Here is a 26180-nt window from a genome sequence, read left to right as displayed (position 1 = left end):
CAGAGCGACCTATGGACTTACTCGACGAGTCGATCCTCCCGGAACACGCCCGCGGTGTCAAACAGGAAGCCCGGGAGTTCGCCGACGAACATATCCGACCGAACGCCGAGGAGTACTTCGAGTCCGCCGAGTACCCCTGGGAGATCCTCGAAGCGGGGATGGACGCGGGACTGGTCGCCCAGGACATAAGCGAGGAGTACGGCGGTCGCGGGCTCGGCCTCGAAGAGATCCTCGCGATCAACGAGGAGTTCTACGCGGCCGACGCCGGGATCGCGCTGACCCTGATGTTGGCATCGTTCGGCTGTGAAATCGTCGAAACGTACGGCAGCGACGAGCAGAAAGAGGAGTATCTCCGGCCCGTGGCCGCAAACGACCAGATCTCGGGACTCGCTGTCTCGGAGCCGCACACGGGGTCGGATATGGCCGGGATGACGACGACCGCCGAGCGAACCGACGACGGGTGGGTTCTCAACGGCGAAAAGTACTGGATCGGCAACGCGGTCGAGGCCGACTGGCTCACGGTCTACGCGAAGACCGGCGACAGCGACGACCGGTACGGCAACTACTCGCTTTTCATCGTCGAGACCGACACGCCCGGCTACGAGGCCGAACACATCCCCGAGAAGATCGGGATGCGCGCCTCCAAACAGGGCCACATCGTCTTCGACGACTGTGAGATCCCGGAGGAGAACCTCGTCGGCGCCGAAGGGGGCGGCTTCTACGCGCTGGCGGACTTCTTCAACCACGGCCGCGTGGTCGTCGGCGGTCACGGCATCGGCCTCGCTGCCCGGGCGATCGAGGAGACCTGGAAGTTCGTCCACGACCGGGAGGCGTTCGGCCGCGAGGTCGCCGAGTTCCAGTCGACACAGCACACCATCGCGGATATGCGAATGGAGTTCGAGGCCGCCCGCGCACTCAACTGGCGGGCCGCCGAGAAGGTCGCCACGAACGACAACGCCGGATTCTGGGCGGCCGCGACGAAGACCAAGTCCACGGAGGTCGCCGTCGACTGTGCGGAACGCGGAATGCAACTCCACGGCGGCCGGTCGATCCTCAAGGAGTACCCGATCTCCCGTGTCTACCGCGACGTCCGAATCCCGGTCATCTACGAGGGAGCAAACGAGATCCAGCGCAACCTCGTCTACCGACAGGGGTCGATCTGAGTCTCGGGCCTATCCTTGTAGGGTCGCGAGTGAATGGGATAGTGCCCCTCGTATCAGGTACTGAAACACAATGTCGAAAACACAATCGACCCAGGCCGAACTGCGGGAGCACTGCGATGAGTGCGGCACCACGACGCCGCACGCGGTTTCGATCGAACTCAAGACGGAGAGCCAAAAGAAGACGAACCGGGCGTTCTCCCGGGAGCCCTACCGGGTGACGCAGTGTCGCGTCTGCGGCGACGAGTACGCCCAGCGGATGAACAACGCGTAGGCGTCGTCCCGGGAGATTCTCCCCTCCCCCTGCGGGATCCGCCCTCCTCGATGACCGCCGGGCTTGCTCGTCGGCTTTCATACTGTCGGCTGTCGGTCTGTGAAGAATTTCGTGACCCCGGAGCCGCGAACATCTCGCAACAGTTAGAGACGAGAGTATCAGTCGTCCCCGGCGGCGTTCTCGACGTCACGCTTCGCGCGCGACCCCTTCGCCTCCGCGAAGAACGATTCCACGAGCTTCCGCTCCCCCGAACGGAGATGTTCGTGGAACGTCGGGGCGGAAATCCCCAGGGACTCGGCGACCTCCTCGGCGGTACTCCCCCGGGGCCACTCGAAGTACCCCGAGACCATCGCCGTCTCCATCACGTCACGCTGCCGGTCAGTGAGTTTCGCTTCGAGCTGTCGGCGGAAGGAGGTCGGCGACTGGACGTCGTCTTCGACCTCCCGTTTTGCCACGACCGAGACGTCCGGATACGACGACTGAATGGCGTCGGTGAGTGCGCGCAGATCTGAGCCCGCCGGCGTCCGGAGGACGAGCGTGCCCTCGCCGCCGGTCGCGGTAAACGACTCGACGGTCGCGCCGAGTTCGGTCAGCGTGACCAGCACCGAGGCGTCCGTCAGCCGTAGCTCGAACAGCACCTCGTTGCTCTCCTCGGAGACGATTCGAGCCTCGACCAGCGCTTCCAGAGAGCCGACGGCGGACAGCACCTGCTCCGCCTCCACATCCTCGATCGTGAGATAACACGACACGGCGCCGTCACCCGCAGGAGCGACGTTCTCGAGTCGGACAGTCGTGTCGAACTCCAGAGAGAGATCGACGACGACGTCCCGGGTGTCGGTGTGGTCGAATTCGAGTTCGACCGCGCTGTCGCTGTAGAGTAACTCCTTGGACGTCGCAGCGTCGATACCGTTCCCGATCGTTCCGCCGATCTCACCCAGCACCGACCGTTCTTCGTCTGTGAGGATACCGCTCACGTAGACGACGAGCGCCCCATACGTCGACTCGCGGTATCGGATCGGGACCGCGACGACGTCGTATCCGCCCTCCGCGGTGTCGCCGCCCGTGTCGATCACCGGAACCGATCCGTCGGTGACTGTCGTCGTGGCAACTGCGCCGTCGTCGACGGCATCCCTGACGACGTCGAGCGCGACGGGTTGCCGATCCCCGTCGGCGCCTCTGTCGCGGATCGCATCGATATCCACGGCATCGGTCGTCGCCCTCGGTTCGACTGTCCCCAGGGTCGCCTCGTACCTGGCGATCCACGCGCCCCGGTACGGCGAGGACTCGAAGGCCGAACAGACCGCCGTCTCGATATCCTCACGCGTCGTCGCGTCGACGAGTGCCCCATCGACGTCCCGAAGCAGTTCGTTGATCCGGCGCACCCGGGTCAGTTGTTCCTGGCGACGCTCGATCTCCGAGGCCCGTTTCTGCTTGAGGTCTCGGATCCGCTCGGTCAGGGCTTCCAACGCGGCCGGATCACCGAGGTCACCCGCCTTCCGCGTGTCGAGTGCCTCCTCCGTCGATTCGAGGGCGAAATACTCCCGCACCTCCTCGTCGAACTCCGAGCGGACGAGCAGTTCTTCGACTGTCTCCCGGAGTCCGTCCTGGCCGACGGGCTTGACGAGGTACTCGTCGAACGGCATCTCGACGATGTCGGTGTCGGGATCGACCGCCGTCATCATCGCGACGCGGCAGTCGAATCCGCGGTCGTCGATGGCTTCGAGTACCTCGTCGCCGGACAGGTCCGGCATCCGCCTGTCCAAAAGCACGACGTCGACGGTGTCGTCCATCTTTTCCAGCGCTTCCTCGCCCCCGTAGGCGACGCGGACGTCGTACTCCTCGCGCAGCCAGTACGCACAGGTGTCCGTCAGATCCCTGTCGTCGTCGACGACGAGGACGACTGGGTCGTCGACACCCGAATCGCTCCCCTTCTCAGTCTCCCCCGACGTCCGGTCCGTTGACATCCTGATACGCGGAAAAAACGGGGCGACGAACTAATACCTGCCCCCTTCGCCGTCCGACCGACCGGGCGCCGAAACCTATCAGAAAGACCCTCTTCTTCCCGGTCGCTGCCGACTGGTGTGACCCGTCGATCCGATGGCTGGTGAAGCTTGACAGAGACTATCGGCCAAACCCTACTATCTTAGGGCCCTGTGTTAGGAGTACACACTCGGTATGAACAGATGGATATGAAAAATCGAATCGTCGTCGAGGTGGCCTTCCGTGCCTGAATGCCAGAACTGTGGCTCGTTCGTTTCACGCGATTACGTGCGTGTGTTCGCACCCGAGGGCGTCAAGGACGCGCGGGTGTGCCCGAACTGTGAGGATGCGATCAGGGAGGGTGCAAAGGTGCGAGATGCCCGGGCGCGGCGCGTCTCGTCCCTGTAGACCGCTGCCGTCCCCCGTGACCCGAAGAGCGGTCCCGCGAAGCGCCGGGTAAACCGCCAACCTACAAGGTGGTGCCGCGGGACGTCGTGTGAACCGCCAACCTACAAGGTGGTGCCGCGGGACGTCGGGTGTATGCGACTGGAGGACTACTGGGGGGTGGGCCCGAAGACGAGCGAACAGCTCCGGGAGTCGATGGGCGTCGAGCGCGCTGTCGAGGCTATCGAAAGCGCCGACATCCGGGCGCTTGCAGAGGCGGGTCTCCCGCGGGGCCGGGCGGTCCGGATCCTCCGCCGGGCCAACGGCGCTACGGGAATCGAAACCCTCGGGACGCGAGACACCCGCGAGGTGTACGACGAACTGCTCGAACTGGCGAGCCAACACGCGTTGACGGCGCACGCCGCAGACCGGATCCGCGTCCTGACCCCGCTGCCCGACGTCGAAGACCGTGAGGAACGACTCGACCGGGTGCTCGCGGCCCGCGACGCGTGGCTCGGACTCGACGACGAGGAGCGCGACGCCGTTCGCTCGGCGTTCGCGTCCTACGACGAGGCCGACGGCTCCGACCGGGCGGCCGTCGAAACGGCGCTGGAACTCCGCGAAGCGGGTCTCTGCGGCGAAACCTTCGAATCGCTCGAAGTCCTCGACGACGACGCGCTCTCGGCGGCTGCCGACGCCTTGGGGACCGTCTCCGAGGACGGATCGGTCGCCTCCGGCGTCGACGACGAACTCGACCGGCTCCGTGAGCGCCGCGACGATGTCGCTACCCTCCAGTCGAGTGCGCTGGACGTCCTCGAATCCGTCCGTGAGCGCGGGGTCCGGTCCTTCGAGGAGTTCCGCGCAGCGTTCGTCGAATACGTCGCCGCCGAAACGGAGGTGCCCCGCGGCCGGATCGAAGCCGCCGTCGCGGAGGACGCCCGCGACGAGGCGGACTTCGCGGCGACGTCCCTCCGGAATCTGCTCTCGGAACTCGACGAGGAGGTCGACGAGCGCGAGTCGACCGTCGCCGCGGACCTGCGCGAGTCGGTCGAGGAAGCCCGCCGGGACGTCGACGTCGCCGTCGCGGCCGTCTCCGACATCGCGTTCGAACTTTCGCTGGGTCGATTCGCCGCCGCCCACGAGCTAACCCGCCCGCGACTCGTCGACGACGGACTCGCCGTCGCCGGCGCGCGCAACCTGACGCTCTCCGGCGACGTCCAGCCCGTGAACTACGCGGTCGGGGCTCACGACCTGAATCTCGCCGGGGAGTCGCCGCCCTCGGGCGATCGGGTCGCCGTCCTCACCGGCGCCAACTCCGGCGGGAAGACGACGCTGTTGGAGACGCTCGCGCAGGTCGTCCTGCTGGCAGCGATGGGGCTGCCTGTCCCCGCACAACGCGCCGAGGTCGGCGGGTTCGACACCGTCGTCTTCCACCGCCGGCACGCGAGTTTCAACGCGGGGGTCCTGGAATCCACGCTGAAGTCGATCGTGCCGCCGCTGTCGACCGGGGACCGGACGCTGATGCTCGTCGACGAGTTCGAGGCGATCACCGAACCCGGCCGCGCGGCGGACCTTCTGAACGGCCTGGTCGATCTGACCGTCGACCGCGGCGCGCTCGGGGTCTACGTCACTCACCTGGCCGACGACCTGAGCCCGCTCCCGCCGGAGGCCCGAATCGACGGGATCTTCGCCGAGGGACTGACCGAGAACCTGGAACTCAGAGTCGACTACCAGCCGCGGTTCGGGACGATCGGCAAGTCGACGCCGGAGTTCATCGTCTCCCGCCTGGTCGCGAACGCCCGCGATCCCGTCGAGCGACAGGGTTTCGAGGCACTCGCGGCCGCCGTCGGCGAGGAGGCAGTCCAGCGGACGCTGTCGGACGCCGCGTGGTCGGACGGGTAATCGACCTGAAGCGAATCCAACGGGGATCTGGATCGGCCCAGCGTGGGAGAGATTATTACATTTCGGCGCCCTGCTCGTCGATCGCATCGGCCGCGATCGACCGCCCGCGGGCGTTCAACTCGACCTCGTGGCGGACGCGGACCTCGTCGAGGACGTCGTGGTCGATGAGTCTGACGAACAGTTCCTCGACCTCGTCGACGTCGATCCCGAGGAACGCCGGGATGTCGAACGGCGAGACGCCGGAGTACAGCGCCATCAGTACCTGTTTGTCCTGCTGAGAGAGGTCAAGCGACGTCTCGGTCTGCTCGTCGCCGATCTGCAGCAACGATTTCAGGTTGTCGACTGCGTCTTTCGGCCCGGAGATGTACGTCTGGACGCTCGTCCCCTCGTCGTCGGAGTGTTCGACCTCGATGACCTCCCGTTGCTCTTCGCGGACGGTCCGCCGGCCCATCTCGATGTCGCCGATGTCGTCGAGTTTGACCTCGACGAACGTGCCGTTGACCGTCGCGATGCTGACCGCCTCCTCCTCGACTTTCATCCGCGCACCCTCCCACTCGGTGTTCTGCACGACGCCGCCCTCGACGGCGGGGTGCCGGATCAGGAACTTCGTCGACGAGAGGAGCGCGTCGTAGAAGTCCATCTCGAACTCCTCGTAGTCTCCCGGCGCGACGAGAATGACGTTCTCCCCGTTGTCGAACTGCAACGCGAGGTAATCGGAGACGGTCGCGACGCGCTGATTGACGTCGAACCGGCCGCCGACGCGGTCGATCGCCGACAGCGGGAAGGTGCGTTTGCCGCCGGTGCCCGCCAGCACGATCCGACGGTTCGAAAGCAGGATGCGCCCGTTGGTCCAGGCCGCATCGTTCCGCTCTCGGCCGTCTCGGATCGCCTGCAGGAACCGACCGCGCGTGTCCGCAATCTTCGTCTCGCCGGATTTCACCTCAGCTCACCCCCGAGAGTCACCCGGCTCGCCCTCCCCGGTGTCGCGGTAGATTCGGAGTCGTTTCTCGACGGGGTCGAACTGATCCCGACAGGAGGTCGGGATCGTCTCGGTCATCCCGATCGTCAGGTACCCGCGGGGCTTGACGGCGGAGCCGAGCGTCTCAAAGATAGCCTGTTTCGCTTCCCGATTGATGTAGATGAAGAGGTTCCGACAGATGACGAGATCGAACGTCCGCGGCGGATCCTCCTGCACGAGATCGTGACGCTCGAACGACACCAGATCGCGCACTTCGTCGGTGACGCGGTAGGTGTCGCCGTCCTGTTCGACGTACCGGTCGTACTCGCTCAGCGGTTCGAGTTGCGACTTGAGGTCGTTCGTTTCCGACGCCTCGTACTCTCCTCGACGGGCTGCACGGAGGATCTCCGGTTTGATGTCGGTTCCGAGGATGTTCACTTTCCTCGCGTCCACACGGTCGTCGTCGAGAGCGAGCATCGCGACGGAGTACGCCTCGCGGCCGTCCGAACTGGCCGCGCTCCAGACGTTGATCCGCCGCTCGTCGTTCAGCTCGGCCAGGATGTCCCGGATGCCTTCCCAGACGTCCGGGTTGCGGAAGAAGCTGGTCACGTTGACGGAGAGCGCGTTCAAAAGCGCCTCCTGCTCGTCCGTATCGTCCGTCAGGAGGTCCAGGTACTCGCCGTACTCGTCGACGTGACGGCGACGCATCCGCGCGGAGATGCGGCGGTCGAGGTACGACCGGTTGTAGACGCTGGTCGCAAACGACAGCGACGTCTCGACGTAGGAGAGCAGCTCCTCGAAGCCCTCGTCAACCTCGTCGGTGTCGGTTTCCAGCGCCATCAGTCGGCCACCCCCTCGGCCTCGGCGCTTTCGTCTTCCGGCGGCACCCACTGTCTGCGAGCCTGTTTACCCTCGTCCGGGATGCGCAGGGAGTTCACGTCCAGGATGGGGACGACGTTGCCGTCGCCGACGACGGCCGTCCCGGAGAGCCCCTCGGTTCCGCGGAGCGGCCCCTGCAGCGGCGTGACCACGACCTCCTCCTGCCGGGAGACGCCCTCACACTGGAGCGCGACCTGGCGGTCGGCTGGCCGGATCCGCACCACCATCCCGTCGTCGATCGGCTCCGTGTCCAGATCCAGTGCCTCCCGGAGTCGAATCAGCGGGAAGATGCGCTCCTCGTGGACGATCACCTCCGCGCCGTCGACGCGCTGGATGCGCGTCTCCCGGGAGATCTCGTCGATGTACTTGATCGGGACACCGAACTCCCGGTCGCCGACCTCGACGAATAGCACCTTGATGATCGCGACCGACACCGGCAGCCGGATCGAGACCGTCGTCCCCTCGCCGAGGGTGCTGTCGACGTCGACCGACCCGTCCAGGGATTCGACGGTGGTCTTGACGACGTCCATCCCGACCCCGCGGCCGCTGACGTCGGTGATCTCGTCGTTCGTCGAGAGGCCGGGGTGGAAGATGAAGTCGTAGATCTCCTCGTCGGGCAGCTCCGCGAGTTCCTCGCGGGTCCGGATCCCCTCTTCGGCGACCGTATCGCGGAGGGCGTCCGCGTCGATCCCGCCGCCGTCGTCCTCGACGGTGATGACGACGGTGTCGTGTTCGCGCTCCGCGCGGAGTTCGACCGACCCCATCGCGGGTTTGCCGACCGCCTCGCGCTCCTCCGGCGCCTCGATCCCGTGATCGACCGCGTTCCGGAGCACGTGCATCAGCGGATCGGATATCTCGTCGAGGATCGTCCGGTCGAGTTCGATGTTCTCGCCCTCCACGGAGAAGTTCACCCGCTTTTCCTCCTCGCGGGCGAGGTCGCGAACGAGCCGCGGGAACTTGTCGAACACCTTCTTCAGCGGGATGAGCCGCATATCCATCACGGTGTCCTGGAGGTTCGAGGAGATCTTATCGAGTTCGTCGAGGGTGTCGCGGCCGCCCGTCGAGGTGTCTTCGCCCTCGACGGCCTGCCGGAGCTTGATCCGGCTCGTGACCAACTGTTCGACCAGGCTGTGGAGTTCGTCGAGCTGGTCGACGTCGACGCGGACAGACTTCACCTCCGAGATCGACGGCGTCGACTCGCCGCCGTCCGATCCGTCGTCTCCGTCTTCGGCAGACTTCGAGCCGCCCGAGTCGTCGCTGTCGTCGGCGTCGGACTCCTCGGTGCTCCCGGCGTCGCCGCCGCCGTCGTCTGCGGACGTATCCGCGCCCGGGGTGTCCGACGATCCGCCGTGGGAACCGCTGGCGGATGCTGACTGCCCGCCTGCGTCGCCCGCCGCTTCCGATCCAGCCGTCGAGTCGCTGGACGGAGATGCCTCGCTGCTGTCCCCGGCGTCTGTCGCTTCGGCGTCACTTCCGGCCGGCGACGCTGACGTTTCGGTCTCCGAGGACGCGGTGGCGTCGCTCCCGCTTTCGGCGCCGGCGTCGTCCGTCCCGTCGGACGAGTACGCGTCCACCACGGCGTCGACCGCGGCGGCCGCCGAGTCGGGATCGACGTCGCTGTCGGGGACGGAGTTGCCAGCCGGTGCCGCGCCGGCGGAGTCGTCCGTGGCCGTCGAATCCGTCTCGACGGGATCGTCGGCAGCGCCGGCAGAGCCGCCGCCGTCCGCTGGACTGCTGTCGTCCGTCGATGCGGTATCACCCGCCGGTTCCGGAACGCCGCCATCCAGCAACGCGCTCACGTCGGTGAGCGATACCGATTCGACTTTCCAGAGATCGCGGAGGATCGCGTCGAGTTTGTCCTCGGTCTCGTCGGCGACGAAGACGACGAACGTCTCGCCGAAGTCTCCCTCCTCGATCCGGTCGAGACTCGGCTTCGCGCCGACGACAGCCAACTCCTCGGGCAGACCGTCGACGAACAGGCCGCCGTCGACGCCCTTCATCTCGCCCGCATCGAGCGCGACCTCTGCGTGGAAGAGCCACTCGGTGTCGGCCAGCGCCGGGTCCTCGGGGTCGAGTACCTCGGCGGCGAGTTCGAGTTCCGCGCTGGATTCCGGCGGCCGTTCCTGTGCGGTCGATTCCCCGGCGTCGCTTTCGTCCACTGAGCGGGCTTCGTCCTCAGCGGCCCCGTCGGACCCGTCGCCACCTGACTCCGGTTCGGCCGCTGCCCGGATCTCGTCGACCAGATCGCTCGGATCGCGGGTGGATTCGCCCTCTTCCTCGATCTCGTGGAGGATGTCGAGGATCTCGTCCATCCCGTCGAAGACCAGGTCCATCCGCTCGTGGGTCACCTCGATTTCCCCCTGGCGGACCGCATCGAGCAGATCCTCGACGGCGTGGGCGACGGTCGAGGCGTTGTCGAACCCCATCGCCCCGAAGTTCCCCTTCAGGGTGTGTGCCTGTCTGAAGATGTCGTCGATCGCCTCCTCGTCGTCCGGATTCGCCTCCAGATCGAGCAGGGAGTTATTCAGCTGCGTGATGCTTTCTTCGGATTCGGTGATGAATTCCTGGTAGAGTTCGTCGTCCATCTGTCACTCCTCCGCGAAGTACTGCAGTGCGTTCTCGGCGATCTCCTCGGCCGGTGCGACCGTCTCGACGCTTCCCGTTTCGATCGCCCGCTTCGGCATCCCGAAGATTGCTGAGGTGGCTTCGTCCTGCGCGATCGTGTGCCCTCCGGCGTCGGCGATGCGCCCCATCCCGTCGACGCCGTCCCGGCCCATCCCGGTAAGCAGGACGGCACACAGCGGGTGTGCGGCGTTCTCCGCCGCGGACGCCATCACCAGATCGACCGCGGGCCGGACGCCGTGGATCGGCTCCGTCTCCGTCAGTTCCAGGCGGAGACGCCCGTTCCGATCCCCGCTGACCACCAGATGATGGCCGCCGGGAGCGACCCGCGCCTCGCCCGGCCCGATCCGTTCGCTCTCCTCGGCCTCCTGGACGGTGTACTCCGATTTGTCGTCGAGTCGGGTCGAAAATCGGCCCGTAAACCCTTCCGGCATGTGCTGTACGACGAGGACCCTGAGGTTCGCAGCGCGCGGGAGCCCCGAGAGGACGCGTTCGACCACGTTCGGACCGCCGGTCGACGCTCCGATCACGAGCGTGCCGGCGTCGGGATACGACCGTCCGGCGGCCGCCGATGCGGACGGTTCCGAGTCAGCCTTTCTCGACGGTCGTGACGTCGTCACCCCGCTTGCACCGGCGCCGGTTCTCTCTGCCGAGGACGTCGACGCCGATGTCGCCGCTGACGCGTTCTTCGAGGACATCCGCGCGTTAGCCGAGAGGTCCACCCGGGCCGCGGACTCGACTTTCTCGACGAGTTCCCGTTTCACCTGGGGCATCGACGACGTTACCTCACCGCCCGGTTTGGTGACGAAGTCGACCGCACCGCGGTCCAACGCCTCGAAGGTGACGTCGGCGTCCTCCTCGGCGTGCGCCGAGAGCATCAACACCGGCGTCGGGTGCTCGTCCATAATGGCTTCGACGGCTTCGATGCCGTTCATCGTCGGCATCTCGATGTCCATCGTCACCACGTCGGGATCGTATTCGACGACCGCATCCACGGCTTCCGACCCGTCGTCGGCCTCGCCGACCACCTCGATGCCGCCCTCCTCGAGCAGCCGTCGAATCAGCGTCCGCATAAACCGCGAGTCGTCGACGATGACCGCCCGAGTCGTGGATCCGCGCCCCCCGGATTCCGACGCCGTGCTCATCGCATCGACGCCTCCGTCACGGCGCCGGTCCTAACCTGGACCGCGTGCGTCGGACGCGCGGTCCGGACCGTCGGCGGCTCCCGTCGTTCCGCAGGTCCCGTCGGCCGACCCGCGTCGTGCTCGTGCCCGCTCATCTCGATTTGCACTTTCCAACTGGGGAACTTAAGCACTCGCCGGTGAGAATCAGCCCTGATAACGGCGGCCGTACATTTATTGATGCCGTGTGCCCCTTCGGAAACAACGACCGGCGGCGCGGACGTCGCCGGAGAACCCCCTATGTCACAGGAACAAACCGCAGCGGCGGGCGTCACCCGCGCCGCCGCAGACGACGACGCAGAAACCACGGCCGAACAGATGCAGGTTCTCGAGTTCGAGTTGGGTGGCGAGCGCTACTGCGTCGACATCGACTACGTCTCCGAAATCGTCGACCGAGGCTCCGTCACGAAGGTGCCGAACGCCCCCGAGTTCGTCGAGGGCGTGATGGATCTCCGCGGCCGAACCACCTCGATCGTCAACCCGAAAACGCTCCTGAACGTCGAGGGTGACGACACCGAGGCGGGGCGGATCGTGATCTTCGACGCAAGCAAATTCGAAGACGAGGCAGCCGTCGGTTGGATGGTCGACGAGGTGTTTCAGGTGATCCGCGTCTCGATGGACGACGTCGAGGAACCGCCGATGGAGCGCGGCGACTTCATCGAGGGAATCGTCCGGCGGGAGGACGACTTGGTCGTCTGGATCACGCCGACGAAGACCACAGGAGCGTAGCGCTTCACTCGCGGAGGGATCGCGCCGTCGTGGGCGACGATTCCGTGGTCCCGCGCAACCCGTCTATTGCGATGACTGTTCCGGCCACGACACAGACGCCCGCCACGAGAAAGGCGGGCAGATAACCGACTGTGTCCGCGAGGGCACCGCCGAGGACGCTCCCGAGTCCGGCACCGAGACTTCCGATGGCGGTGTAGGCGCCGAGTGCCTCAGCGCGGACGGGGGCGGGCGCTAAGCGCGTGACTAACCCCACTGCAGTGACCGCGATTACCGCCCACGAGGCACCGATCGCTATGAAGAACGCTGCCACGAGGACGAGACCGAGAGGTGGGGCAACGGCCGCTCCCACCACCGCGACGACCGGGAACGCACCGGCGCGGAAGAGCAACGCGCCGACCTGCAGCCTGAACGGGTCGGCGGCGGAAGCGAGTGTCCCGACAGCCGCGTACGAGACGGCTGCAGCCGCAGAGGTGAGGATGAACAGCGCGAACACCTCGTCGGTCGCATAGCCCGCGTCGACGAGGTACGCCGGGAGGGGGGCGAAGAAGGCCGAGAAGCCGGCAAAGAACACGACCGCCGCGAGGAGATACCGGACGAGGGGTCCGGAGAACCGATCGCTCAGCCGTGATCGGATTCCGCGGCCGAGTCCGATATCGCGGAGCGCCCAGTACATCCGTGCGGGACCGAACGGGATCGCCTGGATCGCCCGTATTCCGGTCCCCTGTGGTGACCTGATGCGGCGGGAGAGCCGCCGGAATCGTTGGTTCGAGATCGTCGGCGGCTTCGGATACCGGTTCAATACCAGCAGAAACCCCCCCAAGGTCACGAGCGCACTCCCGATGAAGAAGAGCCGTTTCGCGGCCAGGGGCGACAGTCCGACTCGGGTGCCGGCGAGCGACGACCAGATGCCGCCCGCCACGAGGCCGATCAGCCAGCCGTAGCCCTGATAGTGGTTCAGCAGTCCGAACCGGCGGTTCCAGTCGGCCGGCCGGTATCCCTCGACGACGACGACGTTGAGTACGGGCGCGGCGGCGGCGACGACAAACCAGAGTGCGGCGTTGGCGATCAGGACAGTCCACGGTGATGCAAGAAACGGCAGAAGGAGGAAGACGATCCCCGTCAATCCGAGCGCAACCAGAATGAACGGTCGTCGACGATCCGTCCGCGTCACGAGCCGTCCCCAGAGGATCGCGCCCGGAATGCCCGCAAACGCTGCCGTCGCGGCTACCAGACTCACGATCAATGCGCCGGCTCCAAGATCGATGGCGTAAAGCGGAACGAGCAGCGAGGCAGCCCCCACGGCAGCGTATCCGAGCGCCCAGCCGTACAGCCACGCGTCCGACCCCGTTCCCTCAGCCGTAGCGTCGACACCGCTTCCGTCGGCCGTTGCGATAGCACCGCTTCCCTCAGCCGTAGCGTCGACACCGCTTCCGTCAGCCGTAGCATCGACGCCGCTCCCGTCGGCCGCTACGATAGCACCGCTTCCGTCGGTCGATTCGGCGGCGCCACCGTCAGAAACAGCGGCGCGTACGGCGGATACGCCTTCCGCTTGGGTACGCTCGTTGGGACTTCCCGCAGCCGTCGATTTCCTCTCTTCGTCCACGTCACGTCGAACACGAGGGGCCCGTATATATTTCAGGCAGGACGCTTTTCCCCGCCCCAGTCCGAGGTGGGTGTATGTACCGCAAGGGCCACTTCGGCGTTTCGCTGCTCGTCTTCTCCCCTATCGCCTTCGTCCTCGTCGCCGTCGAGCAGATCGGCCTGGCGCTCGTCGTCGGTGGGGTGATGGTGTGGCTCTCGATGCTTCCTGACCTCGACCACCGAGTTCCGGGCATTCCACACCGGGGACCCACGCACTCGCTTCTCTTTGCGGCCCTCGTCGGCGCGGTCTTCGCCGGACTGGGGATCGCACTGAAGTCAGCAGGTATGGGATCGGAACCGTTCGCGGTCGGGACCATCGCCGGAGGACTCTCGCTGGCGGCGCTCGGATTCGCCGTCGGGTCGATCTCGGTCGTCGCGCACCTCCTCGGCGACGCGCTCACGCCGGCGGGCGTCAACTTCCTGTGGCCCTTGTCGAGCCGGACGTACACGCTCGGCCTCTGGCGAGCGAACAACACACTCGCGAACTACGGACTGTTCGCCGTCGGGATCTTCGCGACCGGCGCCGCGACGTACCTCGGATTCGCGTTGTGAGACCGCCCGGCGAATCCCGGAAGCCCCCCGAACGGCCCGCTCTCCCGGTCCACGGCACAAATCTTAAATATCGCCTTCCCGTGATGTAAACTGCAATGGCGACAGGCACGGTTGCGTTCTTTAACGACACAGGCGGTTACGGTTTCATCGAGAGCGAGGATTCTGAGGAGGACGTCTTCTTCCACATGGAGGACGTCGGGGGTCCCGACCTCGAAGAAGGACAGGAAGTGGAGTTCGACATCGAGCAGGCCGACAAGGGCCCGCGCGCGACGAATCTCCAGCGCCTGTAAGGACGCACCACGACAGCGGCACTGCGGTCGGCGGTTCCGTCGAGTCTCACCACGAACCTCTATTTCTCACGTGCTGAGCGAACGGTATCTCAGGCGTTTGTAGAGCAATCGGTACCGCCGCTCGTACCACGTTTCCCTGTGCCCTCCGCGTTTTCCTCACAACTCGCCGGCTTCGGCCTGCTCTCTGATCTCGGCCACGCGCTCCCGGATCGCCGCCCACTCGTCGTCGTCTTTCCGGTCGACGTGTGAGTACATCAGCCCCATCCGGCCGGTCCCGCGAAGCGTCTCCTCGTTGCGTTTCAGGAAGTCCCAGTAGAGGGCGTTGAACGGACAGGCGTTCTCCCCGGTGGTCTTCGATTTCGCGTACGGACAGTGTCCGCAGTGGTCGCTCATCCGGTCGATGTAGTTCGCCGAGGACGCGTAGGGCTTCGAGGAGAGGACGTCGGTGCCGAACGACCCCATCCCGACGACGTTCGGCGTCGTCACCCAGTGGTAGGCGTCGACGAACCCCAGATGGAACCACTCGTTGAGTTCCGCGGGGTCGACTCCATACAGCAGGGCGAAGTTCGAGAGGACCATCAGCCGCTCGATGTGGTGTGCGTACCCCCGCGTGTGGACGTGGTCGACGGCCGCCGAGAGACAGCGCATCTCCGTGTCGCCGTCCCAGTACGCAGGCGGGAGCGACGCTGTCGCACCGAGCTGGTTCGCCGACGCCAGTTCCGGCATCGCCCGCCGGTAGACGTGGCGCATAAACTCCCGCCACCCGAGCACCTGCCTGACGAACCCTTCGACGCTATTGAGCGGGGCGTCACGGGCCTCGTACGCCGTAACGACCGCGTCGATCGCCTCCCGCGGGTGCAGCAACCCGAGATTGAGCGACGCCGAGAGCAGCGAGTGACAAAGCGCCCACTCGTCGTCGACCATCGCGTCCTGATACGTGCCGAACTCGGGCAACCGCGCTGATACGAACGCGTCGAGCGCGCGCTTTGCCGCGGCCCGGGTCACCGGCCATCGGAAGCCGTCCGGCTCACCCCAGAGGTCGTCGTAGCGCTCGGCTACGAACGATTGGACCTCGCGGGTGATCCGGTCTGGCTCGAACTGCGGCTCCTCCGGCGGCGTCCACTCCGGCGGCGGCGGCTCCCTGTTTTCCTCGTCGTAGTTCCACGCGCCGCCGACAGGGTCGCCGTCGTCCATCAGAATACCCGTCTTCCGGCGGACGTGGCGGTACCAGTTTTCCTGTCGGTAAGGGCCGACGTTCACCGGATCGTCGTCACCGTCGCTTGCGGATTCGCCATCGGATCGGCCGTCATCGGCCCACGCCTCGAACGTCTCGCGGGTCGTCAGAAACAGGTCGTTTTCGACCAGCGTCAGCGTGCTGTCGCGGTCGGCCACTAGCTGCTGCCGACGCTCGTCCGACCCGTGGCTGGGCGATCGCATCCCCACGAGTTCGTCGTCGGGATTCGCCGCGAAGTAGCGGTCGAGCCCGTCTCCGAAGGTCTCCGCCTGCAGATACGTGACGTCGTAGCCACGGTCACGAAGGGCGTCACGGAAGTGACGCATCGCGCTGAACACCAGCGTGAGCTTCTGCGGGTGGTATCGATGCCGCTCGGCGAACGCGTGCGCTTCGATAAGCAGAACGCGCTCTGCGGACTGTAGCGGAGCAGCCTCCGGATAGAGTTGATCCCCGAGGAGCCAGACCGTCATTACCGAGCGTTCGCGAGGCGGCGTAAAAACCACCACGGCCGTTCCACGTCGGCGTCGTATCCTGTGTCGGCCGCTGGGAGAGACAGCGATCCGTCTTGGGAGCCGAGAACACCCCCGCAGTGTAGGACTCGGGGACAAGAATTTAGATGGCGGCCTCCGTCGGGGTCGATAACGAGCTATGGACCGTTCCACACCCCGGATTGTCGTGGTCGAAGACGAGACCGATCTGGCGGAACTCTACGCTATCTATCTTTCGGACGAGTACGACGTCGAGACGGCGACCGACGGCGAGTCTGCCCTGGAGATCATCGAGGAAGACACCGACGTGGTGCTCCTCGACCGGCGGATGCCGCAGATGACCGGCGACGAGGTGCTGGGAGAGATCAGATCCCGAGGGATCGACTGCCGTGTCGCGATGATCACGGCGGTCGAGCCCGACGTCGACATCGTCAAGATGCCGTTCGACGACTACCTGGTGAAGCCCGTCACCCGGGAGGACCTCCAGAGTCTCGTGGAGGTGCTGCTCCGGCGCTCCGACTACGATAGTCGAACACAGGAGTTCTTCCAACTGGCCTCGAAGAAGGCCGCCCTCGAATCCGCTCCCGACGTCACCGTCGAGGAGGAAGCGGAGTACCAGGAACTGAAAGATCGAATGGAGAAGATCCGAGCCGAACTCGACGAGCAGCTCGCGGAGTTGAGCGACGGGGACTTCCGGACCGCGTTTGCATCGTTTCCCGACATCGAGATGGACGACGATTCGACGTAGGCGCCCTCCTGAGGAAGGTCGGTCCGCCTCCGGGACATTCGCTTCCGAAGACGGCAACTCTGCTGTTGATTGGTCTCACCGGCTACTGGTGAGTGTTTCCCCCGGTGACGGCGCTTACCGGAAAGACCTCTCCTGTGGCGCGTTTTGATCACAAGACACACGTTAGTTTTATTGAACTGATGATCTGTAATATGTAGTATGGTACCAAAGGCTCAATTATGAAATTCGATGGAACCTTCGAAATCGATAACGTCTCCCTCGAGGAAGTCTGGCTGGCGCTTTCAGACCCCTATATGATCAAAGCGTCCCTGCCGGGCTGTCAATTCCTCGTGCCGGTCGAAGACGGGGGGGACGTAGACTTCGAGCAGCTCCGGACGGAAGCAGAAAACGACGGAGAGGATCCGCCGATCCTCCCGGACGCAACACCCGAGGATGTCGCTGAACGGGCCTTCGTGGAAGGAAACACGTACGCCACGCTCATCGAACTCAGTGTCGGTAACGTGAAACCGAGTTTCGAGTCGACGGTTACCATCACAGAACGGGAATTTCCACGTATGAGCGCAGCGGGCGAAGGCTCAGCTGCGAATAGCGCCTTCGAGATGTCGGCGTGGATGGAACTTTCCGAGGTCGAAGACGGGGTCGCTGTCGAATGGAACGCTGAAGCGGACGTGTTTGGCAAGATCGCACAGCTCGGCGGTCGAGTCATCAAACCGGTGGCCAACCGCGTCGTCAAACGGTTCTTCGACCAGGTTGCCGACCGCCTGAAGGAAGTCGGCGACGCGGCCGATGAGGAAACACAGAGTAGTCTCCGCGACCGGGTGTCGGGATTGTTCTGACACCATCCGAGCCAGCGCAACGAATTCGCAAATGTTCAAAAATACACTATGATGGAAGAAAAACAAGAAAAACACGAGATCACACTCGAAGTGAACGGCGAGGAACGGAACTTAAGCGTGAAACCGGAGACGCTTTTGGTTCACGCGCTCCGGGAAGAACTGGGCTATACCGGCCCGAAAGTCGGCTGCGAGAGCAGTCTCTGCGGCGCTTGTACGGTCCACGTCGACGGCGAACCGATCAAATCCTGTACGATGCTCGCAGTTCGGGCGGACGGTGCAGAGATCACGACTGTCGAGGGGCTCAGCGACGGCGAGGAGTTCCACCCGCTCCAGGAGTCGTTTCAGCAGGAACACGGACTGCAGTGTGGATACTGCACCCCGGGGATGCTGATGACCGCAACCTCGCTGCTGGAGGAGAATCCAGACCCGTCCCGGGAAGAAATCCGTGAGTCGATCGACGGGAACCTCTGTCGATGTACCGGCTACCAGAACATCGTCAACGCGGTCGAATCCGCGGCAGAGGAACTGTCCAGCCAGGGAGCGGGTGATTAGAATGGCATCCGAGCAACAAGCAGTCGACGACGTATTCGGATCGACCGTGGAACGGCGAGAGGACTCCTCGCTGCTCACGGGGGAAGCGGAGTTTACGGACGATAAGCTCCCCGACGCCGCTCACGTCTCGATCGTACGAAGCCAGTACGCTCACGCCCGCATCGAGACCATCGACCTGAGCGAGGCCGAGGCACAAGACGGCGTCATCGCCGCGTTCACCGGCGAAGATATCGAGTCCAGCGGCATCCCGAACAACATCCCGACGGCGTGGATGCTTCCGGGCCTCGTGACACCGCAGTACCGGATTATGGCGACCGACAAAGTCCGTCACACCGGTGACGCGGTCGCCGCCGTCGTTGCCGAAGACCGGTACAAAGCCCACCAGGCCGCCAGCCTCGTCGACGTCGAGTACGAGCGTCTCGAGTCCGTGACGGAACCGACGGAAGCAGTCGGTGCCGAACCGACGGTCCACGAGGAGGCCGAGGACAACGTGGCGTTCGACTTCGAACTCGGCGACAGTGAAGCCGTCGACCAGGCATTCGCCGAGGCCGACAACGTCGCGAGTGTCGAACTCGAACAGCCAAAGATTATCCCCAACGCTGTCGAGCCACGGGCCGCGGCGGCGAGCTACAACCCGGGCAGCGACGAGTTGACGCTCTGGATGACGTCGCAGAACCCGCACATCCACCGGATGCTGCTGTCGACAGCGACGCTCGGGCATCCGGAACACAAACTGCAGGTCATCGCGCCAGAAGTCGGTGGCGGATTCGGGAAGAAGATCTATCACTACCCGGACGAAGCCATCACTGCCTGGTGTGCAAAGCAACTCGGACGTGACGTCAAGTGGCAGGCCGCCCGCAGCGAGGACTACGCCACCGGCAGTCACGGACGGGACCACGTCACCGAAGCCGAAATCGCGGTCGACGACGACGGCACAATCCACGGACTGAGGGCCGAAACGCACGCCGGTCTCGGCGCGCACCTCCTCCAGTTCGCGACGGCGACCCCCTCGTACCTCTATGCGACGATCCTTTCGGGCGAGTACGAGATCCCCGCCATCCACTGTCGAGTCGTCGGTGCCTTCACGAACACGGCCCCGGTCGACGCATACCGCGGCGCAGGACGTGCGGAGGGGATCTACGTGACCGAGCGAATCCTCGATGTCGCCGCGAACGAACTCGGGATGGATCCGACGGAACTCAGACGCAAGAACCTGATCGATCCCGACGACTTCCCCTATGCGTCGCCGGTCGGCGTCCACTACGACAGCGGCGAGTACGAGCGAGCGATGGATCGCGCCCTCGAGTTGATCGACTACGAGGCGCAGCGTGAGAGACAAAAGCGGCTCCGTGAGGAGGAAGACCGGTACCTGGGGATCGGCGTCGCGAACTTCGTCGAGTCCGCAGGGCTCTCACCGTCGAAAGCTGCCGGTGAACTCGGCTCGGTCGTCGGCGGCTGGGAGGCCGGCGTCGTTCGCTTCCATCCCTCGGGGAAGGTCACTGTCTACTGTGGGACCTCTGATCAGGGGCAGGGCCACCGGACAACCCTCGCGCAAGTCGCCGCCCAGGAGCTCGGTGTGCCGCTCGACGACGTCGAAGTCATCGAGGGCGATACCGACGAAGTCCCGCAGGGGATGGGGACCTACGGGAGCCGAAGTGCTCCTGTCGGCGGCGCCGCTGTGTCGACAAGTGCCGAGAAGGTAATCGAAAAAGCTCGCTCGATAGCCGCACATCAACTCGAAGCCGACGAGGAAGACGTCGAGTTCGAAGACGGAGAGTTCCACATCGTCGGGGCACCCGATCGTTCGATGAGTATCCAGACGATTGCCCACGAGGCCTACATCAGCCACGACATCCCCGACGAGATGGAACCGGGGTTGGAAGCGACATCCTACTACGACCCCGAGAATTTCACCTTCCCGTTTGGAACCCATATCGCGCTCGTGGAAGTCGAGCCGGAGACTGGCGAGGTCGAGATCCAGCGGTACGTTGCAGTGGACGACTGTGGCGAGCAGATCAACCCGATGATCGTCGAAGGGCAGATACACGGCGGTATCGCCCAAGGGATCGGCGCAGCGCTCCTGGAGTCGGGCGAATACGACGACGAGGGGAACCTCGTCACGGGATCGATGAACGACTACGCCCTTCCGCGCGCGAACGACCTCCCAGAGTACGAGACGGACAGTACGGTGACACCGAGCCCACACAACCCACTTGGGGTGAAAGGCGTCGGGGAGTCCGCAACGATCGGTGCCACACCGACTGTCGTCAACGCCGTCGTCGACGCTCTGGAGCCGTTTGGGATCGATCACCTCGATATGCCGCTCACCAACGAGACAATCTGGTCAGCTGTCCGCGATAAGGAGGGTGATTCATAATGTACCCGTCCTCATTCGAGTATTATTCACCCCAGGACGTCGAGGCGGCCGTCGATCTCCTCGTCGAACACAGCGAGGAAGACGTCGAACTGATGGCAGGGGGACACAGCCTCCTGCCGGCGATGAAATCCGGCCTCTCGAACCCCGATGTGATTATCGACGTCGAGGACGTCGATTCCCTGTACGGAATCGACCACGGGGACGAGTCGAGTACCGTCGGTGCGATGACCACCTACGCGACTGTGGCCGACGACGACGTGCTTGGGCGGAAAACGATCGTCTCGGAGGCTGCTGCCGAGATCGGCGATATGCAGATCCGGAACGCGGGGACGGTCGGTGGGAACATCGCCCACGCCGATCCGGCAGCCGACCTGCCTGCCGCAGTCCTCGTCTCCGACGCGACGATTCACGCTCGCGGGCGGGATGGTGAACGGACGATCCCCGCCACCGACTTCTTCGAGATGATGTTCACCACTGCGCTCGCCGAGGACGAGGTCCTCACCCGGATCGAAATCCCGCACCTCGAACAGGAGTCGGCGGCGGCGTACATAAAGAAGGAGAGCCCCTCGTCGGGGTACGCGCTGGTCGGTGTCGCCGCAGTGCTGGAGACAGACGGTGAGACGATTACTGACGCCCGTATCGCGGCAAACGGCGCGTTCGATCACGCAATGCGACTCGGGCCCACAGAGGACGTGCTGACCGGCGAACCGATCGACGCGGACCTCGCCGAGCAAGCGGCAGCGCACGCGACCGACGACGTCGAGTCCTATATGCTGATGGAGGACACCAACGCCTCCGCGGAGTTCCGGAGCCACCTGCTCGAGGTGTACACGGCGCGGGCGATCGAGACGGCGGTCAGTCGTCTCGGATAGACGAGAACGCGGGCGAGTGAACCGCCTTCTCCCTTCGCTCCTCGCCGAACGGCGCGACGAGAACCGCCGGATAGGACGATACTCCCGCTCAGGACTGCCCGCCCACTACTCCCGCCGGCTTCCCGGCTGCGGGTCCACGTGGGCCGGCGCCAGCAGGTCCTCGATCGGTCGGTCGTCGAGCCACTCCAGCAGGCGGACGAGCTGTTCGGTGGCCGCCTCGAACAGGCGTTCGCCGATCTCGGCTGTCGCGTCCGTCTGATCGCCGAACACGCCGTTCTCGGAGTTCTCGATCGCGTCATAGAACGTCCGGGCGCCGTACTTCTGGATGTGTTCGGCGGCGTCGACGTCAGGGAGTCCGTTGTCCCGGGCGGCGGTGAGTTTCTCTTCTCGGACCAGGTCGGGGGCGAGGTGCTGGATCATCGCCGTCTCCTTCGGCCCGCCGTGGGGCCCGTTCCGCTCGAAGACCTCCTCGACGAGATCCGGGATCGACTCGTCCCACATCCATTCCACCGCGTAACACGCGCTGTCGTCACGGAGTCGCCTGCCGACCTCCCGGAGGTGCTGGACGTTGCCGCCGTGAGCGTTGACGTAGACGACCCGGTCGATACCGTGGTACGTGAGGTTCCGCGTCAGCGACTCGACGTAGTCGCGGAACTGCGGCGCGTCGACCCACATCGTCCCGTGAAACTGGCGGTGATGCGGGCTGACGCCGACGTTGACGGTTGGCGTGCAGAGAAAGCCAGTTCGCTCGCTCGCCTCGCGCGCTAACCCCTCGGCGATCAGATGGTCGGTCGCAAGCGGGAGATGCGGGCCGTGCTGTTCGGTCGATCCGAGCGGGACGATCGCGACCGACTCCTCGGCGACGTAGTCTCCGAGTTCCGGCCAGGTCCGGTCTGCAGCGTACATACCGGAGGAAGGCGGCGCGGCGCCAAGAATGTACGCCACAGAGACGGGGCGTGGACCCTGACGCCGAACCGACCCGCGAACTATTCGCCACCGACGACGCCGGTGAGATCGTCAGGCTCCGTCTCCGCCCCGCCGCGCCGGTAATCGTACGCCGCGAGCGCGAACGCGCCGAACCCGAGTATCAGGACCACGAACTGGACGAGCCCGCCCACGACCGGAATCGCCTCGAGCAGTCCGACGACCACGACGCCGACCAGCAGCGCGGCCCACCGGTTCTCGTAGTCCGCGAGCGACAGCGCACTCGTCCCCACGATCAGCGCCCCGTACACGGACGTCACCCAGAGGAGAATCAGGAAGGTGACGAGGCCGGCGATCGACAGTGGGATCCCGACGATCGTGACGGCTATGAGCAAAAGCAGGATCGGGACGCCGACGATCGAGAGGAGACCCGTGCCGGCACTGTGAAGCGCCCGCGAGGTGCCCGTCGCCACGAGTCGGCGTGAGAAGGTCGGCACGGCAGCCAGGAGGACCGCGCCGAGGAGGAGTTCAGCCAGGCCGCCGTAGAGGGGGCCGACCCAGCCCGGGATATCCGAGAGTGGTGAACCGCCACCGCCGGCCCCGAAGGTGTCGGGACCGGCAAGTTCGACCGACTCCTGTTGGCTGACCGGGCCCGAAATGCTCGCCTCGTCGGCGAGGGTGACGTCCTCGCCGGCGTAGGTGAGTGACCCGCCGAGCGTGGCCGTCGACCCGACGACCAGCGTGTCAGCGCTGAGCGTGACGTCGCCCGCGACGGCGCCATCGAGGCGAACGTCGGCGGCGCCGGCTTCCAACGCCCCGCCGACCTGTGAACCTTCACGAAGTTCGAAGGCTGCGGCGCCGACCGAGACGTCGCCGTCGACGGTGCCCTCGATCACGACGCTCCCGGCGGCGGCGTCGAGCGACCCGGTCACCCGTCCCGATTCGGTGACGATGACCGATCCTGCCGACGCCGACACGTCGCCCTCGACAGTGCCTGCGATCACGACCGACGCGGCCGTCGCGTCGATCGATCCGTCGTAGGTCTCGCCGGCGTCGACGCGGACGACGCTGCCGAACTGGCTGTTGCCATCGCTGGTCGACCCGGCCTGCTGTGCACCTGCGACCGCTGGCAGCCCGCCAATCACGAAGAGGGCTACGAGAAGGACTGTGAGTCGTCTCCTGTTGTGTCGCGACATACTGTCTCACGAGAGGGGGACCTCTCGTTGCGGCGCTACGACGGCGTCCGGTTTAATTGTTGTCAGATCGTTGTGGGGTCGCGTAGCTTTTTGCATCCACCGTCCGTGAGGCCGCTATGGAGTATACGACTCTCGGCGAGACTGGAACCACGGTCTCGAAGATCTGTCTGGGCTGTATGAGCTTCGGGACGAGCGACTGGCGGGAGTGGGTGCTCGACGAGGAGGAGGGCAAGGCGCTCGTCGACCGGGCGATCGAACTCGGGGTGAACTTCTTCGACACCGCGAATATGTACTCCGAGGGGGAGTCCGAACGGGTGCTCGGCGAGGCGCTCTCGGAGTACGACCGCGACCGGTTCGTCGTGGCCTCGAAAGTGTACTTCCAGATGGACGACGACGATCCGAACTCCGGCGGCCTCTCCCGGAAGGCGATCGAACAGGAACTCCATAACTCTCTGGACCGATTGGGGGTGGATACCCTCGATCTCCTCCAGATTCACCGCTGGGACTACGACACGCCGATCGAGCAGACGATGCGGACGCTCGACGACGTCGTCCGACGGGGGAAGGCCAGACACATCGGCGCCTCGTCGATGTGGGCCCACCAGTTCGCAGAGGCACAGCACGTCGCTGATCGACAGGGGTTGACGCCGTTCGCGACGATGCAGAACCACTACAACCTGCTGTACCGGGAAGAAGAGCGCGAGATGCTGCCGCTGTGTGACAAACAGGGGGTGGGCGTCATTCCGTGGTCGCCGCTGGCCCGCGGGTGGCTGGCCCGTCCGCATCAGGAAGCCAGAGCGACCACACGCGGCGAAACTGACGACCACGCCCACGAACATCCCTATCTCGAAGGCGGGGGACGCGAGATCAACGAGCGCGTAGCCGAACTCGCCGAAGAGAAAGGCGTGAAGATGGCCCAGATCGGGCTCGCGTGGCTGTTCTCAGACGACCGTGTCGACGCCCCGATCGTCGGCACGTCGAGCATCGAACACCTCGAGGACGCGGTGGAGGCGCTCTCGATCGACCTCAGCGACTCGGAGATCGAGTACCTGGAGGAGCCCTACGAACCGGTCCGGGTCTCCGGGCACGAGTAACCGCCGCCCAGTGCGGCGGCCTTCGAGGGCAGAGGATGATCGACCTCATCCGGGATCGATGTCGGGCCCAGGATCGGAATCGGAACCGGAAATCCGCCAGACGGCCCGGGCGGCGACGAGTGCGATCCCGACCTCCGAGAGGCCGACTACGAGGAACGCCGCAGTATAACCGGCAGTCGCAGTCGTCGATCCGCCGAGGAGGAAGCCGGCGAGAAAGCCGAGGCTGCCGAAGACGTTGAAGCCGCCGAGCGCTGCGCCGCGAGTCTCCGGGGAGGCGACGTCGGTCACGAGCGCCATCGTCGCTGGCGCGACGAGCGCGCCCAGCGCGCCCACGATTGCCATCGCACCGATCGCGAGAACGAGGACGGGCGCGATCCCGACGGCGATAATGCCGATCCCGTAGCAGACCGAGCCGACGACGACCGGCACCGCCCGGCCGATCCGATCGGAGAGGACCCCCGCTGGATACTGCAAGAGGGCGAAGGGAACGAAGAACGCGGCGAGTGCGAGGCCCGCGCCCGCGGCGTCGAGTCCGAACGTCTCCCGGAAGTAAAAGACCCCGACGAGCGCGAAGAACCCCGCCGTCATCCGATCGATGAATCCGAACGCGAACGGCACGAGCAGGGCCGGGCGGCTCCGGATTCGCGTGAACACGTCGCCGACGCGCAGGGGATCCGTGTCCGGCAGGCTCTCGGTCACCGTGAGAAACAGGATCGCGACGGCAACGAGCGTGACCGCGGCGGCGAACAGCGGATAGAGTGGATCGGCGTCTGCAAGCCACCCGCCGAGTACCGATCCGAGCGCCGCTCCCAGTCCGATTGCGATGCCGGCCGCGCCCATATTCTGCCCGTGGCCCCCCGAAAGATCCGCGAGCGCGGTGATCGAAAGCGAAAAGGCGCCGATCGTCGCCGCGCCGCCGACCAATCGGATGACGATGACACCCGCGAACGGAACCCCGACCGTCGGGACCGCTGTCAGGAGCAGATAGCAGGCCGCACCGCCGAGTGCGCCGACGGCAGCGAGCGGCATCCGCCGGCCGAGGGCATCGCTGACGGCGCCCCACACGCTGGCGAAGGTGACGAACGCCGCGAACTCCGCGACGAGAAACCACATCCCCGCCTGGATGGTGTCGTCCCCGCCGAGCGCGACGACGATGTCTTCGACGCCGGGGTAGAGAAACACCTGCGAGACGAGTACGCCCCAGACACCGACTGCCAGTCGGATTCGCGTCCCGCGGGGAGTCACAGCGGCGATTGATGCTCCGAACAAATATCCGCGTCGTTTTGCGAGGCGTCCGTCGGTCTCTC

Annotated in this window: 24 protein-coding genes; 13 read left to right on the top strand and 11 right to left on the bottom strand. The window is 65.4% G+C overall.

Features of this window, described 5'->3' with window-relative positions; all coding sequences use genetic code 11:
- Window positions 1-11 precede the first annotated feature (11 nt).
- Together RJT48_RS17660 and RJT48_RS17655 are read left to right on the top strand one after the other, a co-directional pair.
- On the top strand, window positions 12-1163 hold the full coding sequence (locus RJT48_RS17660) for an acyl-CoA dehydrogenase family protein (protein ID WP_311173660.1): 1152 nt from the start codon (window positions 12-14) through the stop codon (window positions 1161-1163).
- 70 nt (window positions 1164-1233) lie between these two features.
- Entirely contained in the window at window positions 1234-1434 is a 201-nt protein-coding gene (locus RJT48_RS17655; protein ID WP_311173659.1) for a DUF7835 family putative zinc beta-ribbon protein, read from the top strand.
- 158 nt (window positions 1435-1592) lie between these two features.
- On the opposite strand, the gene RJT48_RS17650 is transcribed toward RJT48_RS17655, so the two are convergent.
- Window positions 1593-3398, bottom strand: coding sequence for a bacterio-opsin activator domain-containing protein (locus tag RJT48_RS17650; RefSeq protein ID WP_311173658.1), 1806 nt, complete (start codon window positions 3396-3398; stop codon window positions 1593-1595).
- A 259-nt stretch (window positions 3399-3657) separates the two neighbouring features.
- Between RJT48_RS17650 and RJT48_RS20840 the strand changes: the two genes are divergently transcribed.
- Entirely contained in the window at window positions 3658-3822 is a 165-nt protein-coding gene (locus RJT48_RS20840) for a DUF7563 family protein (protein WP_425604731.1), read from the top strand.
- A 132-nt stretch (window positions 3823-3954) separates the two neighbouring features.
- Entirely contained in the window at window positions 3955-5700 is a 1746-nt protein-coding gene (locus tag RJT48_RS17645) for a DNA mismatch repair protein (protein WP_311173657.1), read from the top strand.
- Between the two features lie 55 nt (window positions 5701-5755).
- Here RJT48_RS17645 and RJT48_RS17640 read toward each other — a convergent pair whose 3' ends face one another.
- Genes RJT48_RS17640 through RJT48_RS17620 form a run of 5 tightly spaced genes read right to left on the bottom strand, consistent with a single transcriptional unit; the run spans window position 5756 to window position 11438 of the window.
- Window positions 5756-6640: a CheF family chemotaxis protein gene (locus tag RJT48_RS17640; protein WP_311173656.1), complete on the bottom strand. Its 885-nt coding sequence runs from the start codon at window positions 6638-6640 to the stop codon at window positions 5756-5758.
- Between the two features lie 6 nt (window positions 6641-6646).
- A complete protein-coding gene (locus tag RJT48_RS17635) occupies window positions 6647-7498 on the bottom strand; it encodes a CheR family methyltransferase (RefSeq protein ID WP_311173655.1) in 852 nt (283 codons plus the stop codon).
- Window positions 7498-10122, bottom strand: coding sequence for a chemotaxis protein CheW (locus tag RJT48_RS17630; RefSeq protein WP_311173654.1), 2625 nt, complete (start codon window positions 10120-10122; stop codon window positions 7498-7500). The genes RJT48_RS17635 and RJT48_RS17630 overlap by 1 nt, the downstream gene beginning before the upstream one ends.
- 3 nt (window positions 10123-10125) lie before the next feature.
- Window positions 10126-11304 (bottom strand): chemotaxis-specific protein-glutamate methyltransferase CheB, encoded by a 1179-nt coding sequence (cheB, locus tag RJT48_RS17625; RefSeq protein ID WP_311173653.1) that lies wholly within the window; start codon window positions 11302-11304, stop codon window positions 10126-10128.
- Window positions 11301-11438, bottom strand: a complete 138-nt coding sequence (locus RJT48_RS17620; RefSeq protein ID WP_311173652.1) for a hypothetical protein — start codon at window positions 11436-11438, stop codon at window positions 11301-11303. The genes cheB and RJT48_RS17620 overlap by 4 nt, the downstream gene beginning before the upstream one ends.
- A 142-nt stretch (window positions 11439-11580) precedes the next feature.
- Here RJT48_RS17620 and RJT48_RS17615 point away from each other — a divergent pair, with 142 nt between their 5' ends.
- Window positions 11581-12069, top strand: a complete 489-nt coding sequence (locus RJT48_RS17615) for a chemotaxis protein CheW (protein WP_311173651.1) — start codon at window positions 11581-11583, stop codon at window positions 12067-12069.
- 4 nt (window positions 12070-12073) lie between these two features.
- Here RJT48_RS17615 and RJT48_RS17610 read toward each other — a convergent pair whose 3' ends face one another.
- Window positions 12074-13672 (bottom strand): MFS transporter, encoded by a 1599-nt coding sequence (locus RJT48_RS17610; RefSeq protein WP_311173650.1) that lies wholly within the window; start codon window positions 13670-13672, stop codon window positions 12074-12076.
- Window positions 13673-13746: 74 nt separating this feature from the next.
- Here RJT48_RS17610 and RJT48_RS17605 point away from each other — a divergent pair, with 74 nt between their 5' ends.
- Both RJT48_RS17605 and RJT48_RS17600 read left to right on the top strand, forming a co-directional pair.
- On the top strand, window positions 13747-14262 hold the full coding sequence (locus RJT48_RS17605; protein WP_311173649.1) for a metal-dependent hydrolase: 516 nt from the start codon (window positions 13747-13749) through the stop codon (window positions 14260-14262).
- A gap of 95 nt (window positions 14263-14357) precedes the next feature.
- Complete coding sequence (locus tag RJT48_RS17600; protein ID WP_185192500.1) at window positions 14358-14552, top strand: cold-shock protein; 195 nt, start codon at window positions 14358-14360, stop codon at window positions 14550-14552.
- A 156-nt stretch (window positions 14553-14708) separates the two neighbouring features.
- On the opposite strand, the gene RJT48_RS17595 is transcribed toward RJT48_RS17600, so the two are convergent.
- Window positions 14709-16256 (bottom strand): cryptochrome/photolyase family protein, encoded by a 1548-nt coding sequence (locus RJT48_RS17595; RefSeq protein WP_311173648.1) that lies wholly within the window; start codon window positions 16254-16256, stop codon window positions 14709-14711.
- Between the two features lie 178 nt (window positions 16257-16434).
- Here RJT48_RS17595 and RJT48_RS17590 point away from each other — a divergent pair, with 178 nt between their 5' ends.
- The 5 genes from RJT48_RS17590 to RJT48_RS17570 all read left to right on the top strand — a co-directional run bounded on the left by RJT48_RS17590 (window position 16435) and on the right by RJT48_RS17570 (window position 21659).
- The gene (locus RJT48_RS17590; protein WP_311173647.1) at window positions 16435-17022 is read left to right on the top strand and encodes a response regulator transcription factor; all 588 of its coding nucleotides are present in this window, start codon (window positions 16435-16437) and stop codon (window positions 17020-17022) included.
- A gap of 218 nt (window positions 17023-17240) precedes the next feature.
- On the top strand, window positions 17241-17858 hold the full coding sequence (locus RJT48_RS17585) for an SRPBCC family protein (RefSeq protein WP_311173646.1): 618 nt from the start codon (window positions 17241-17243) through the stop codon (window positions 17856-17858).
- A gap of 51 nt (window positions 17859-17909) precedes the next feature.
- Window positions 17910-18410, top strand: a complete 501-nt coding sequence (locus RJT48_RS17580) for a (2Fe-2S)-binding protein (RefSeq protein WP_311173645.1) — start codon at window positions 17910-17912, stop codon at window positions 18408-18410.
- Window position 18411: 1 nt separating this feature from the next.
- On the top strand, window positions 18412-20787 hold the full coding sequence (locus RJT48_RS17575; protein ID WP_311173644.1) for a xanthine dehydrogenase family protein molybdopterin-binding subunit: 2376 nt from the start codon (window positions 18412-18414) through the stop codon (window positions 20785-20787).
- Entirely contained in the window at window positions 20787-21659 is an 873-nt protein-coding gene (locus tag RJT48_RS17570) for an FAD binding domain-containing protein (RefSeq protein WP_311173643.1), read from the top strand. The genes RJT48_RS17575 and RJT48_RS17570 overlap by 1 nt, the downstream gene beginning before the upstream one ends.
- A 105-nt stretch (window positions 21660-21764) precedes the next feature.
- Here RJT48_RS17570 and RJT48_RS17565 read toward each other — a convergent pair whose 3' ends face one another.
- Both RJT48_RS17565 and RJT48_RS17560 read right to left on the bottom strand, forming a co-directional pair.
- Window positions 21765-22565: a creatininase family protein gene (locus tag RJT48_RS17565; protein ID WP_311173642.1), complete on the bottom strand. Its 801-nt coding sequence runs from the start codon at window positions 22563-22565 to the stop codon at window positions 21765-21767.
- Window positions 22566-22645: 80 nt separating this feature from the next.
- The gene (locus RJT48_RS17560; protein ID WP_311173641.1) at window positions 22646-23779 is read right to left on the bottom strand and encodes a polymer-forming cytoskeletal protein; all 1134 of its coding nucleotides are present in this window, start codon (window positions 23777-23779) and stop codon (window positions 22646-22648) included.
- Window positions 23780-23895: 116 nt separating this feature from the next.
- Here RJT48_RS17560 and RJT48_RS17555 point away from each other — a divergent pair, with 116 nt between their 5' ends.
- Window positions 23896-24873, top strand: a complete 978-nt coding sequence (locus RJT48_RS17555; protein WP_311173640.1) for an aldo/keto reductase — start codon at window positions 23896-23898, stop codon at window positions 24871-24873.
- Between the two features lie 45 nt (window positions 24874-24918).
- Here the strand turns inward: RJT48_RS17555 and RJT48_RS17550 are convergent, their stop codons facing one another.
- Complete coding sequence (locus RJT48_RS17550) at window positions 24919-26118, bottom strand: MFS transporter (protein ID WP_311173639.1); 1200 nt, start codon at window positions 26116-26118, stop codon at window positions 24919-24921.
- Window positions 26119-26180: the final 62 nt, after the last annotated feature.

The sequence above is a fragment of the Halobellus ordinarius genome (assembly GCF_031823395.1).
Lineage (GTDB): Archaea > Halobacteriota > Halobacteria > Halobacteriales > Haloferacaceae > Haloquadratum > Haloquadratum ordinarius.
The sequence above is the reverse complement of the archived record's forward strand: the minus strand, read 5'-3'. Positions and strand labels throughout refer to the sequence as shown.